This is a genomic window from Vibrio maritimus (genome assembly GCF_021441885.1).
Lineage (GTDB): Bacteria > Pseudomonadota > Gammaproteobacteria > Enterobacterales > Vibrionaceae > Vibrio > Vibrio maritimus_B.
Genome location: NZ_CP090439.1, coordinates 64,831 through 77,620 on the forward strand (window position 1 = coordinate 64,831; position 12,790 = coordinate 77,620).

A 12,790-nucleotide genomic window follows, 5' to 3' on the forward strand; every position below is an offset into this window, starting at 1 on the left:
AAAACTAGAGCCAACAACAAAGTTGTTGGCTCGTTTCATGTTCTCCCCCTAGAACACAGCTCGCAACTGCGTTAGCTGCCAAACTCAACATAGGGGGAGCTAGAGGGGGTAACTAACACCTAACTGCTTTTTGACCCTACAAATTCCTTTTCACCGCCTTTATTATCAACACGCGTCACCAACAACTGATCCACTTTATAATCATCAATATCAACTACCTCAAACTTATACCCTGAGAAAACCACAGAATCAGTACGACGAGGAATTTTCTTCAACATAAACATCATAAAACCAGCGATGGTTTCATAGTTTTGCGAATGCGGCAGTTCATCAATTTGCAGTGTGCGCATAACATCCGTAATAGGCGTGACACCATCGACTAACCAAGAATGCTCATCACGGGCGACTATCTGCTCCTCGCCTTCTGCTAACACCCAACTACCCATTGCTGCGCTTTGTAAGTCATTAAACGTTACAACGCCAAGCACTAGCGCGTATTCGTTCATCACAACGGCGAAATCTACGCGGTTAGATTTGAAATACTCTAGCGCTTCGGACAAGCTTAATGTATCGGGAATGATCGGGCAGCTTTGCACCACACTGCTGCTTTTCAAATCCAACGTCTGTTCATTAATAAGGCGAATCAACAGCTCGGTTGAGTTAACAAATCCTTTGATCGCATCAAGCTGCCCGTCACACACTAAGAACTTGTGATGAGGGTTGTCAGCTATTTTGCGTTTGAGCATCGATTCATCATCACTAAGTGAGAGAAAAGCGATGTCTTCGCGTGGCGTCATGGCAGAAGTAATCGGGATAGATTGCATCTGAAATACGCTTTCCATCATTTGTTGCTCGTTGGTATCCAATACGCCCGCTTCGGCGCCTGCATCCATAACCGCATAAATATCATCACTAGTGATGTCATCATCGCGCTCAGCAGGCACGCGTAGCAAACGAAAAATCAGTGTCGCCAAACCATTAAACACAAGTACGAAGGGTTTAAGGATGAGTATGCAAACCACTAGAGGCTTTACCAACGCCAAAGCGACGGTCTCTGGCATCGCCATGGCGATGCGTTTTGGCATAAGGTCAGCAAACAGAATAAACAGGCTGGTAACCAAGGTAAAAGAGAGCACAAAGCTCGTTTGCGCCACCCATGTTGCTGGAATCCAATTGCTAAGCATTGCGGCGATATAAGGGGTGAACGCTGATTCCCCGACAATGCCGCCCATAATAGCTACTGCGTTTAGGCCAATTTGCACAACCGTGAAGAAATTACCTGGGTGCGTTTGCAACCCAAGCACCAAAGTCGCTCGTTGATCACCATCGTCTGCAAGTTGCCGTAAACGAATTTTGCGCGCCGCAGCCAATGAGATTTCTGACATCGAAAAAAAGCAGCTGATTAATATCAGCGCCATAATAATGGAGAGGTTTTCAAGTAGACTCATGGAGACTATCCGAATAGAAAAGTGGCGTCATTCTAGCCACAATCGGCGAGAATATTGAGAAAACTTCCACGAAATTATTTTGTCGAGACGATAACCTACCTAACTCTCTTTTAAATACACGCTTTAGGTTGCATTTAATAGCTCCAAAATCAATAAATACACTCTCAGAGAACAGTGATAAAAGAGTCAACGAAAAGGCATCGATTGGTGTAGGCAAGCCGCTCTGCCTTGGCAGAGCAACCTAACGACCAATTTAGAAGAAGTATCGAATACCCATATAAACATCAGAGTTCCACTGATTCTGTAGCTCAATACCTGAAACACTTAAGTCAGAATGATCAAGCTCCAACCGAGTATTAATCCACCATTTACGGTCACTAGTCAGAGGTGCGTTGACGATGAGTTTTGTCGAAAGATTTTCAGTTTCTACACTGCTACCACTTAGTTTTCGGTACTCAGGCCAAATCATCATAAATGCACCACTGCTACCCAAAGGAATAGATGCAGCAAGAGATACATTGACACCATCGACGTCATCTTTTAAACCACCTACATCAAACTGGCCATAAACATAGCTAGCAATCGGAAATAACATAAAGCCTGGTGTGTACTCGTGATTGATCGCACCAACTCCGCCAAGGGCTAATAGATCAGATTTAAGCCCTGAAGCGCGGATGTTGATGTAATCTACGGAAAGACCAGCCCTTGGCATAAAGTTGACACCAGTATCTGCTACTTGGAAATACTGAAATCGTGAAGAACCATATTCAAACCCAAATTCATTGTCACCGTTATCGCCAGTGTTTCCGAATTTAGCCTCGGCCATAAACGCGAACTGATGACCATTGTCATAGCCCCCAGAAACCATAGCCACAGGCATTACGTTGCTGTTACCGCTCACCATAATAGCGGCTTGAGTGTATACATTAGTCAGATCAGAAGGGTCAATATCTTCACCGCTGGCTTCGGCAAAGGTGTAAAACGAGAAAAAGGGATTGACGGCTAATAGAATAAAGAGTTTTTTAATCATTGAAATATCCGGATTAGGAGGCGAAAACGCCTCCTAGAGGTTTGCTTGCTTGTCAGAAGACCGATGTCAGAATTTGCTTGTTCACCATCGGCATTGCGAACCTTGCGATCGCTTGGTGCTTAATGATGAGTCCGGCTTGAAACCGAACTCGATAGGATTAGTTGATCAGGTAGTGAGACATGACACCGATACGTTCTGAAACTTGGTCTGTGACATCACCAAATAGGTCAGCCCTGTCCGCCTTGATGCTGTAGTTTTTGCCGTTGTTTAGCTTGTCGAAGTCAACCATGAAATGGGTGTATGCGTCGCCATATTGATAGCGAACCTGCATTACTTTCTGGTCTAGGTTGTAACCCACCGAATAAATGGTAGCGTAACCGCGCATCACACCTTCGGCATCTGGACGATTTGCCGCATCCAACGGGATTTTGTACGTGACGCTATCTAGTTTTGCTAGGCCATTTACATAACTTGTCGGCTCTTTTAGTTGCGATTTCATGTATTTGTTCCAGATAAATCGCTGAGCTGAGTTGATGTTTCCAGGGATTGGGTATTCACCATCAATCACATCTGTCGTTGTCGGCTTGGCTTGTTCCCAGTTGGCAAGGTGTTCCTTAAATGTTGGGCTGTTTGTCATCACGTCATACTGCTTACCGCGATAGATTTTCCACCCACCATCAAGAAACTCGAGCACGGCAGAATCGCCGCTTTGATCCTGAATTGAATAGTGTCCACGCATTGAGTGACCGTTGTGCTCAAAGCGTTGGATCTCTAGATCATGAATATTTTGCAGCGCTTCCTCTACTGTCGAGTAGTTGTCGAGTAAGTACGCTACAAATACGGCATTGGAGATCTGCTCTGCGCCACTTTCTAAGTCACCGGTTGACTCTTCATCTAAAAACAGGCCATTCGCCGAGAAACCCGCTTCATTAAAACCATCAACAAGGCCAATGCCATACAACGTCATTCCGATAGATGCATATTTAGACGTCCACGTTTTACCATTGTCCGAGTTATGACCTTTGTAGCTTTGACCTGCATGACGAACTTCGATTGTTGGCTGGTTCTCTTCCATCCAATCCATGGTGCGACTGACAAATACACCGTGATCTTCGGTCTCCCAAAGGATGCGAGAGCATGCTTCCGCCGTCGCACTGATTGTTCCTATAGAAATGGCTGCGGCTAGGGCTAACACAGATTTGCTTTTAAGAGTTTTCATCATTTTGCCTACTTAACGTTATTGTCTGGAAATGACTTTAAACAGTTAATCGCAACAGTGAAAATCACATATGTTGTATAATCTACAACATAATTAAGTGTATCGATGGAGAGTACTGGTATGCCGAGAGCGTCATTTGACCAACTGAGTGCCTTTGTGGCGGTTGCTGAACAAGGCTCATTTAGCAAAGCGGCAAGAACGTTAAATAAAGATCGTTCTACTCTGCATCGACAAGTATCAGAACTCGAGATCGATTGGGGAATAGAACTGTTTGAGCGAAGCGGGAAATTCCCTAGATTGACAGAGCAGGGAGCAAGCTTAGTCCGTCCATCTAAGTTCATTATTTATCAAATGAACGCACTAGAGACGGCAACTGATAGCTTGTTTCAGGGTGAACAGACGAGCCTTTCAATCTGTCATGATGCCTCTATTTCAAGCTCAGCGATAAAGAAAATTGATCAAGAAATTCGAAAGCGCCACCCAATGACAACGATTAACTGGCTCTCTCGTTCGCGAGATATCGCTTTGAATCACCTCATCGATGGCAGTGCGGATTTTTCTATCACACTTAATCAAGGAGCGGTTCTCCCAGATACCGGTGTCAGTTTCATTAATCTTGGCTACCCTGCCTTCGATTATTACGTCCACAGAAACTCCCCACTAGCCAAAAGTAAAAACTTATCGTTAGCAGAAGTTCAACTCCATCGGCAGTTTGTGTTGGAGGACTTGCAGCAATCTCAGTTTGGGCAACAAACACTTATATCATCGAAGATTAGCTCGGCAAGCGACCCATCTGTGTTGCTAGATCTATTAGAAACAGAAGGATTTAGTTTGTTACCCAAACACCTTCTCGGAGTTAGAGAGGACGAGTTTGTATCACTAGACGTTGATTTTGCGGTTCAGTCTGGTCACTTTGGCTATGTACTACTTTATCCAGCGAGTGCAATTACAAAACCTCTTCAACAAGATTGTATTGATGCTGTCAGCAACTGGTTTAAACAGGTTTGTGCTCCTGAAAAGGCAAGCTACTAGGGAAAGTGCATACCAAGTTTTAATTAATCCTGAAACGACTTCCAGAAAACCACCTTATCATCACCTGCGTCATAGTAATCAGGTATGACCGCGACTGGCTTATATCCGCACTTGGGATAAAACTCCCTCGTCTTTTCATACTCCGGAAGCCCTGATGTCTCGACTAACAAAATACGAGCCTCTTGGCCCTTAACCTGACTCTCAGCATGTTGCATCATCGCTTTACCGATACCAACACCTTGATAATCAGGCAGTACTGCAATCATGAGCAGGTTCCATGTTCCCTCGGTCATTCTTTCTGGGGAACAAAAAGCAACAGCAACAATGCCCGCCTTCTCATTCTCTGCAACCGTCCAAACTTCTTGAGAGTCACCAGAGAAATACTCGGACGTCATTTCATCGAGATATTCAGAGGGAAACATTTCATTCGCATCTATGATGGATTTAACTGCTGGTAGATCGTTTTGTTGCATTGCACGAAGTTGGCTATCGGTAATCAATTGTCTGGCTCTCATATTTCTTAAGAATTGAGTTAAGAATAGCTTAAGTTGTGTTTGCCAATGAATGGTGTACTTTTACTCAACGTCGAGCTTTTTACGCATTTCTTCAATGATACGTAAAGTATCAATCGTCGCTTTCATTGGATGCTTATCACTCTGGATTTTGTTTTGTCTTAGACACTCCATCGCCTCCGCGATTTGATACTCAAAGCCGGCACCTAAGTGCGGTGCTTCGAATATTTCGGTGTCCTTGTCAGTAACGAGCGTCGCTTTCTCTGCGCCGAAAAAAGGCTCCGCGACTTCGATTCGTCCGTTTTCGCCGAATATAATCATGGTGTTTGGAGTGTTGATATTGAAACTACAAGTAAACGTGGCACTAGCGCCATTTTCATATTCGAGAATCGCCGAGACACTTTCTTCGACTCCCGTTTCCCCTACTTCACCTGTGATTCGCCAGTTTAGAGGCAGTTGATCGAAGACGTAATTAGATAGTGCGATGTTGTAGATACCAATGTCATGCAGTGCTCCTCCTCCCTGCGCGGGGTCAAAGAGGCGGTCACTGTAGTTACGCTCAGCTTTAAAGCAGAAGTTCGATTGGACGAGTTTTATTGGTCCTATTTGCTGCTTCCAGATTTGGATTTGATCCCAGACAGGAAGGAACTTAGACCAAAAAGCCTCCATGATAAATAGGCCTTTCTCGACAGAGACCTCGCGCAGATGCTCAGACTGCTTGGCAGTCATTGTGAGTGCTTTTTCGCACATGACTGGTTTACCGGCATTCAAGCACATCAAGGCTTGCTCATAATGAAAGGCGTGAGGCGTCGCGATGTAGATAGTATCGATATCGGGATCTTGTGTTAACGCTTGATAATCTCCGTAAACAGTCGATATTTGATACTCATCCGCAAACCGCTGGGCCCGCTGTTGGTTTCTGCTTGCTACGGCGTGGATAACAGCGTCTTTGGTAACACTGATCCCTTTAGCAAAATTGTGGGCAATCCTACCCGGCCCTATCACACCCCATTTGATCATGAGCCTCATCCTTTCATATTATTTATTGAGCGTACTGCCAACCTTAGCAATTTGAGTTCTTAACCATTGATGTGCCGTATCCGAATTTCGGCTTGGGTGCCAAACCATACTTAGTCCGTGCACTGAAGCGCCAAATGGCATTGGCAGCGCTTTTACGTTGAGTCCCTGGGAAAATTTGGTGAACGTAGAGTGCGTGACCAGACCAATGGCCTCGGTCTGACTTATGGCTGGCAGCATATCCACTTCGCCTGGAGCACGATAGACGATCTTGCGTTTGCCAAATTCAGGGAAGTCTTTCTCGCTAAAGAAGCTTTGACGAGTGTGCCAACGAGACATCACGACGTGTTGCTCGGCTAAATACTCTTCGGTAGTGATTGTCTCACCTGTCAGCCTAGGGTGGTCGTTCGATGCGACAACATAAAGCGTTTCTTTGAAGATCTCTTTGGTCTTCAACGTAGTGACATCAGTGCGCGTTCTATCAATGACTAAATCATAGCGCTGCAAGCGCAGGTCGGACTCATGGTCTTCGGTGAACAGCGGATGCACTTCAAGTGACACCTTAGGCGCTATCTTGGCAAACCTTACTAGTAGCTCCGGCAATACTGCATAGTTCGCGGCAGACACAGAGGCGATAGAGAATGTCTTGGTCGAGGTCTTAGGATTAAAATCGCGCGACGCTTCCAGTGTCGAATTGAAGTTTTTGAGCGACGTTGCCAAAGCCGGGTAGATATCATTGGCAAAGGTTGTCGGCTCTACACCACTGGCGTTGCGATGGAATAGAGAGTCGTCGTAGATTTCTCGAAGACGCTTGAGTGCTTTGCTCACTGCTGGCTGGCTAATGCCAAGCCGTGTTGCCGCACTGGATAAACTTTGCTCTTCGTAGATAGCAACGAAGACTGGAATAAGATTAAGTTCGGTGTTTTTCATTCTGACCTTTTTGTTTTCACCAGCTAGGCTCAAGTGCTCTACTGCCACTTATCTAAACCCTTGAGTACAGATGAACGTTCGCTGCGCCTTTTTGGCTTAAGTCTTTTCCACATTCTGCGACTTAACGCGGCGTCTGGTGTTTCGTTTTGTATGCTGTGACTCGCTTGCTGCCATGAAGGTTCGTCATGGATCTTTTTGAGTTCAACTTCTCCGCTAACTTCACGACCTTTTTTATAGATCAAAGCCCTCACTAACGTCCACTCTCTGCGTCTTAGCGCTTTCGCCAGTTGCCACCACTGTGGTGTTGGGTGCGTTTTGTAGAAGCGGTACATTAGCTTGAACGCTGTTACTATTGCGAGCATAACTACAAAAAGTATAACGAGTTCAGTTTTATACGTATTGATCAGCGAACGCCAAGTGTGAGCAACCTGTACTTTTTTCGCAGCTAAAGTGACAGATTTGACCGATTGCGACTCCACATCCCACCAGCGAATCTCCTGCTCAGGGAACCTCACTTCACCGCCTGTTGTGAGAATATACGTCACCTCGTCGGTACGTTTCGATTTGTATACACCACGGGTCTGGCTATCGTTCAATAAACTTGGTTTGGGATAACCTTTTACTCCCTCGACACTCTGCTCACCTAAAGGTGGCAAAAGTATCGATAAAGTATCGGCGGCTTCGATGTTCAAGGTTCTGACTAGACTATCGCCCGCTTTTAAATCCTCCGAGGATGCCTTCCAAGACTCATTAACTTTGACATCTTGGGCAGAGAACCAGGGTTCATCTTGAGTGAACGACGCATCCGGCAGGTAGGTAAACAGCGACATGGGTTCGGTATACAGAGTGCCGGAGACGGTCGAGCCGTCCTGAGCTGAAACCTGAACGCGCACAGGGACTTTCGGTAGTCGATATTCACCACTTTGTTGAGGATAAAGCGTTATCTCCCAACGCTGCCGAGACCATGTCTGCCCATTTTTACGCTCGGTGTAGTTGGTCGCTAGTTGATTCCGCTGTTTTACAATCAGATCGGGCATCCCAAATCCAGAGATACGAGTACCGCCTGTAAACCACCTTGGCGTTGCCACCTCAATATAGAGAATAACCTGCTCTCGAATAGCGGCAGGCTCTGCTGCGCTATCACCTTTACTAAGCCAAGATTTTATTTCGACACCGCCTTCACGCTGCAGTTGGTTTATCGTCATGTCCGCGTGTGCGGGCATCGACAATGATATCAGGGTGGCGAAAAGAATCAGTCCCAATTTAGCTATTGCTTTTAGAGAGTTACGTCGGAAATTAATCGCTCGTCGGAAGTTAACGGTTTTCATTGTTGACTCCCTTGTTCACGAAGCTGGATTTGGAATTTATTCCTCAAAAAGTTCTTTGGATCGGCTTCCACTTTCCTCAGCCATTTATCCGCCAGTTCTTGACTGCCCAATATTTCATTGGCATTGAGCGTTTCTTTCAGCAATAACTGTGACGCTGTTTCTTCATCCGCGCCATCAGCGGTTCGAGGATTATCCCCCAGCTCCATAGATTCTTCAGGTCCATCAGTGGTACCTGATTGGCTCTCACTTACACGATTAATTTCATCCACCAGCTCACTCATGGCTTGGTAGTTTTGCTTGGCAACATTGGCAATATCTTCGTCGTTGGTTTTTTCCATAAGATCTTTATAAAGGTTTCTTGCAGCAAGATACTCACGTTGCCTCGCTAACGTGTTGCCAAGATAGAGGATCGCTCGTTCATCGCCTTGCACCTGAACAAACTGAGATTGGGCTGAAACGAAGTCACGCCCATAGTAAAAGGCGATACCTTTATTCATCGGCTCTTGATAATGGTTCGCCGCTTTAATGAATTCGCCTTGATTGAAGTACCACTGCCCCTGCTGTTCAGGGGTTAGCCATAGATTCATCCAAGTCTGTTTCGCGCTGTCCCAAAACTTTTCAATATTCGAATTGGGTTCCGTGGTTTGCTCAGTTTTTGCCACCACAGAAACAGTTTCGGCCTGAGCTTGGCTTATTATCAGATTAGGGCTAATTAACGACGCTAATAGCACCCACTGAACTAGCCAACCTTTTCTAAACCATAGCAGCGCAAGAATCATCACAGGAAAGATGAGGTAGTATCCCATGTCTCTCCACGGCATCGCCGACTCACCTGTGATTTGCATGTGACGTTCGACATCCGATGCGATTTTGTTGATGTCACTGTCGTCAGTTGTGAGCGCGTAGTAACGACCATCTGTATCGTTAGCCAGCTTTTTCAAGCTCCCCCAATCAGTCGCTGAACTACTTTGGATAGCATCGTTGCCCACACCCAATACCATGATCAGTTGGTTAGTATCTTTAAATGCCTCTTGATACTGCTGAATACCTTCTTGAGAAACGCCATCAGAGACAATCAAAATGGATGCTGACGGAAAGCCTTTTAACTGAGATTGCAACTCAGGAATTGCCGATTGGACACTCTTACCTTGTACCGGAATCACCTCAGGCGTTATCGCATTGAGAAATGGCAAGAACACTTGATTGTCCTCTGTCATAGGCATCGCTGTGTGTGCACTTCCACCGAAGACAATAAGTGACGTTTTTCCACCTTTTCTAGCTTCTAGAAGGTCTCGGATCTTGTATTTGGCACGCTCTAAGCGCGACGGCGGCAAGTCCGTTTGCTCCATAGAAGTACTGACATCCAGCACAATAGCGAGCGCCCCTTGGTCTTCTCCAAATGGTGACGGTTCGCGCTCCCAGGTTGGTCCCGCACAGATAACTATGGCAACACTGAGAATCGCGCTGAGTAGTTTAAGGGGAAGCTGGCTTTTCCAGCCCTGCTCGCCAATGATCAATGCCTTTTGTAAATGCTCTGGGACGATGGTTTTCCATGCAGATTTTGACTCTCTACGCCAACGAAGCAACAGCAGTACCACAAGTGGGATAAACGCCAACAGCCAGTAAGGACGGATAAAGTGAAACTGAGAGAGGAACTGTTCAATCGCTAAACTGCTCATGATTTACCCTCCGTTTCGATAGAGGTAACATCTTGCTTTCTGGCTAAATCCACTGGCTCAGAGTTAAACATGGAGCGACGAATCGTAGCGGTGGTAAACGCGATAAGATAAAGAACGACGACAATCATAATCAAGTAATGATGCACCGTTTGTTTAGGTCGGTATTGCGTGCTTTCGTATAACTTTGGCTCCAACTCCCCAATCGCTTGATAAGCATTGTGCAATGCTTCTTGGTCCATCGCTTGAAACGCTTCGCCGCCCGATGAGCTAGCAATGTTTTGAATTGTTTCCATATCTAACGCTTGCTCGCCTACGGTTTCTGGATCGCCCATTGCTATCACGTGGATCCTCACTTGTTTCGCAGCGGCAACAGTTGCCGCATCTTTCGGTTCAACAAAGCTCCCGGTGTCGTTCCCGTCAGTGAGAACAATGACCACTTTCTCGCGATCTGCTTCCCCTTGCGATTGTTCAAACACCTTGATTGCCAAGCCAATAGCATCTCCTAAGTGAGTACTTTGTCCTGCCATCGCGACTTCAGTTTGATTGAGCAATGCCAGCCAAACATCGTGATCGGCAGTAAATGGCGTTTGTAAGTAAGCGGCATCGCCAAACAAAATCAAACCAAGGCGGTCACCATCTCGCGTAGTGACAAAGTCTTTAAGTACACCTTTGACCGCGTCCAATCTTGATATCGCTTGACCATCTGGAGATAGAAAATCCATTTCTGCCATTGAACCCGAGAGATCGACAGCGACCATCACATCTCGTCCGAGTTTCTCGCGCGTCTGTGGCTCGCCAAGCACGGTGGGCTTAGTCATCGCGATAACCAACAAAACCCAAGAAGCAACAAGGATTGCACGCTGCCACCAAGACGGATTCAGCTGACTCGCACCCTGCTCGGGTTCTTCACCAAGAATGTCCAAGAGGCTTCTAAAAAACGGTACCTTAATCGCACTCTGTTTGGTTTTATAAGCTGGGACTAAGCGGTAAACCAGAATCGGTAAGGGTAAGAGCAATAGCCACATTGGGTAAGTTAGAGAGAGGCTTTCCCAGTTCATGATGACTCCCCCTTGAAGTGAATCAGCGATCGTCGAACACCACTCAATTTTCGCTGAGCGGTATTTTTAAGCGACCAGTATTCTCTTAGCCAAGAGGGCGTTTTATGAGAATCAATCCAAAGCGATACCGCGCCATATATTTGCTGAGTTTCTGCATTCGTTAATGCCACCGATTGAGAGATAAGCGATCGTAGCCACTTTTCTCCGAGTTCTGTCGCTAGATTGCTGCTTTGATCTAAAGACTGTTGACTCAAATACTCCAACCAAACCTTATTAAACTGTTGAGGCTGATTTGGATATAGGTAGTGGTGAACACTTTTCAGCACGTCATAACAAACCATCGAAAGATGCTCGGACTGTTGATGTTGTTCAAGTACTCGTTTCGCTTCTCTTCGATAACTCTGCATCTGATGGTCACAATAGGCTACGGCAAACTTGTATAAAGCAAATAGAACGATGAGTAATGCCAGCACTTGCCAGCCTATGGTCTGTGGAACCCAAGAGATAGCATCAGGGTTCGGGACCTCTGACATATTGCGAAGAATATAGGAACTAGGCGCTGTTTGACTCATAAAGACACCCCTCCCACAGCACGCTTGAACGCATCGATATGTTTACCATCAGTTGATAGCTCGATAACAGGAAGTCGCTTCATCGCCATTAGCTGACCAAGTCTCTCAAGACGTTGGTGAGATTGCTCCCTGAGTCCAAGGTTGACTTTATCTAATTTCGTTTTTTCAGTCACGCTTAGCTGATATTTGCCATCTCCAAATACCAAAGAAGCTGAGTCGAGAACGTCTGCTGGTAACGCCGCTTCAAGCGGATCGGAAATGACTACGCTTAAGATGTCGTTATGCTGCTGTAGGTACTTCAATCGATCGAGATCGAATTCAGACGCCCCAGACCAATCACTAATGAACAAGACAGTGGCGTTCTTAAGCCCAAGATTGCCAAGCATACGAATGGTGGCTGACAAGCTAGATGCTTCGCTGTCTTCACTGTAGATATCAAGCGCATTATTCGCTTCATTGAGCCGTTTTAAGGCATGCAAAAGATGGTTTTGCGAGCGTTGAGGCTTTAAGTATTCAATCTGTGTTGTTTGGCTAATGATAAAACCAACTCGGTCATTGTCTTTCAAAATGCGCCAGGCTGACAGAGCGGCGATCTCGGAAGCAACCACGGATTTCATGGTATCGATAGAAGAGAAATACATGCCACTCCGCTGGTCAACACAGATGATAAAGTTTCGGTCTTTCTCTTCGGTATAAGTGCGCACGTGCGGTTTGCCAGTACGCATCGTGACCTTCCAATCTAGATTTCGAATATCATCACCGAGCTGGTAGTGGCGAAGCTCTTCAAAGTTAAGCCCACGGCCGCGAAACGGCGAGCCGTGTCTACCTGACATGCGAGATTGCGCCACGAGATGCGGTAATAATGAGAAAGCTTGCACTTGTGATTGCAGCTTAACCAAGCGCTCATAGGAGGTATGAATTCGACAATCTTGGTTGTTAGCGTTTTTAGAAGCCATAGTAGTACC

At 46.0% G+C, this 12,790-nt stretch carries 12 protein-coding genes; 1 reads left to right on the forward strand and 11 read right to left on the reverse strand.

The window, feature by feature from the left end; genetic code table 11:
• Positions 1-119: 119 nt before the first annotated feature.
• The 3 genes from LY387_RS16895 to LY387_RS16905 form a co-directional block, all read right to left on the reverse strand.
• A complete protein-coding gene (locus LY387_RS16895; protein WP_234496931.1) occupies positions 120-1,448 on the reverse strand; it encodes a hemolysin family protein in 1,329 nt (442 codons plus the stop codon).
• Between the two features lie 253 nt (positions 1,449-1,701).
• On the reverse strand, positions 1,702-2,478 hold the full coding sequence (locus tag LY387_RS16900; RefSeq protein ID WP_234496932.1) for a hypothetical protein: 777 nt from the start codon (positions 2,476-2,478) through the stop codon (positions 1,702-1,704).
• 157 nt (positions 2,479-2,635) lie between these two features.
• A complete protein-coding gene (locus LY387_RS16905) occupies positions 2,636-3,697 on the reverse strand; it encodes a linear amide C-N hydrolase (protein WP_419153480.1) in 1,062 nt (353 codons plus the stop codon).
• Between the two features lie 120 nt (positions 3,698-3,817).
• Here LY387_RS16905 and LY387_RS16910 point away from each other — a divergent pair, with 120 nt between their 5' ends.
• Complete coding sequence (locus LY387_RS16910; protein WP_234496934.1) at positions 3,818-4,729, forward strand: LysR family transcriptional regulator; 912 nt, start codon at positions 3,818-3,820, stop codon at positions 4,727-4,729.
• Between the two features lie 23 nt (positions 4,730-4,752).
• Here LY387_RS16910 and LY387_RS16915 read toward each other — a convergent pair whose 3' ends face one another.
• From LY387_RS16915 to LY387_RS16950, 8 genes are read right to left on the reverse strand one after another with little or no spacing between them, the layout of a single operon-like run.
• Entirely contained in the window at positions 4,753-5,244 is a 492-nt protein-coding gene (locus tag LY387_RS16915) for a GNAT family N-acetyltransferase (RefSeq protein WP_234496935.1), read from the reverse strand.
• A gap of 60 nt (positions 5,245-5,304) precedes the next feature.
• The gene (locus LY387_RS16920; protein WP_234496936.1) at positions 5,305-6,261 is read right to left on the reverse strand and encodes a Gfo/Idh/MocA family protein; all 957 of its coding nucleotides are present in this window, start codon (positions 6,259-6,261) and stop codon (positions 5,305-5,307) included.
• Between the two features lie 18 nt (positions 6,262-6,279).
• A complete protein-coding gene (locus LY387_RS16925; RefSeq protein WP_234496937.1) occupies positions 6,280-7,188 on the reverse strand; it encodes a LysR family transcriptional regulator in 909 nt (302 codons plus the stop codon).
• A gap of 38 nt (positions 7,189-7,226) precedes the next feature.
• Positions 7,227-8,516, reverse strand: a complete 1,290-nt coding sequence (locus LY387_RS16930; protein ID WP_234496938.1) for a BatD family protein — start codon at positions 8,514-8,516, stop codon at positions 7,227-7,229.
• The gene (locus LY387_RS16935) at positions 8,513-10,195 is read right to left on the reverse strand and encodes a vWA domain-containing protein (RefSeq protein WP_234496939.1); all 1,683 of its coding nucleotides are present in this window, start codon (positions 10,193-10,195) and stop codon (positions 8,513-8,515) included. Before LY387_RS16935 ends, LY387_RS16930 begins: the two co-directional genes overlap by 4 nt.
• Entirely contained in the window at positions 10,192-11,253 is a 1,062-nt protein-coding gene (locus tag LY387_RS16940; RefSeq protein ID WP_234496940.1) for a VWA domain-containing protein, read from the reverse strand. The genes LY387_RS16935 and LY387_RS16940 overlap by 4 nt, the downstream gene beginning before the upstream one ends.
• Entirely contained in the window at positions 11,250-11,825 is a 576-nt protein-coding gene (locus LY387_RS16945) for a DUF4381 domain-containing protein (RefSeq protein WP_234496941.1), read from the reverse strand. Before LY387_RS16945 ends, LY387_RS16940 begins: the two co-directional genes overlap by 4 nt.
• Entirely contained in the window at positions 11,822-12,781 is a 960-nt protein-coding gene (locus tag LY387_RS16950; RefSeq protein WP_234496942.1) for a DUF58 domain-containing protein, read from the reverse strand. The genes LY387_RS16945 and LY387_RS16950 overlap by 4 nt, the downstream gene beginning before the upstream one ends.
• Positions 12,782-12,790: the final 9 nt, after the last annotated feature.

What these genes read in the sequence shown, in the direction of transcription:
- LY387_RS16895 (WP_234496931.1), bottom strand. Translation starts at nt 1,448, where the DNA reads ATGAGTCTACTTGAAAACCTCTCCATTATTATGGCGCTGATATTAATC.
- LY387_RS16900 (WP_234496932.1), bottom strand. Translation starts at nt 2,478, where the DNA reads ATGATTAAAAAACTCTTTATTCTATTAGCCGTCAATCCCTTTTTCTCG.
- LY387_RS16905 (WP_419153480.1), bottom strand. Translation starts at nt 3,697, where the DNA reads ATGAAAACTCTTAAAAGCAAATCTGTGTTAGCCCTAGCCGCAGCCATT.
- LY387_RS16910 (WP_234496934.1), top strand. Translation starts at nt 3,818, where the DNA reads ATGCCGAGAGCGTCATTTGACCAACTGAGTGCCTTTGTGGCGGTTGCT.
- LY387_RS16915 (WP_234496935.1), bottom strand. Translation starts at nt 5,244, where the DNA reads ATGAGAGCCAGACAATTGATTACCGATAGCCAACTTCGTGCAATGCAA.
- LY387_RS16920 (WP_234496936.1), bottom strand. Translation starts at nt 6,261, where the DNA reads ATGATCAAATGGGGTGTGATAGGGCCGGGTAGGATTGCCCACAATTTT.
- LY387_RS16925 (WP_234496937.1), bottom strand. Translation starts at nt 7,188, where the DNA reads ATGAAAAACACCGAACTTAATCTTATTCCAGTCTTCGTTGCTATCTAC.
- LY387_RS16930 (WP_234496938.1), bottom strand. Translation starts at nt 8,516, where the DNA reads ATGAAAACCGTTAACTTCCGACGAGCGATTAATTTCCGACGTAACTCT.
- LY387_RS16935 (WP_234496939.1), bottom strand. Translation starts at nt 10,195, where the DNA reads ATGAGCAGTTTAGCGATTGAACAGTTCCTCTCTCAGTTTCACTTTATC.
- LY387_RS16940 (WP_234496940.1), bottom strand. Translation starts at nt 11,253, where the DNA reads ATGAACTGGGAAAGCCTCTCTCTAACTTACCCAATGTGGCTATTGCTC.
- LY387_RS16945 (WP_234496941.1), bottom strand. Translation starts at nt 11,825, where the DNA reads ATGAGTCAAACAGCGCCTAGTTCCTATATTCTTCGCAATATGTCAGAG.
- LY387_RS16950 (WP_234496942.1), bottom strand. Translation starts at nt 12,781, where the DNA reads ATGGCTTCTAAAAACGCTAACAACCAAGATTGTCGAATTCATACCTCC.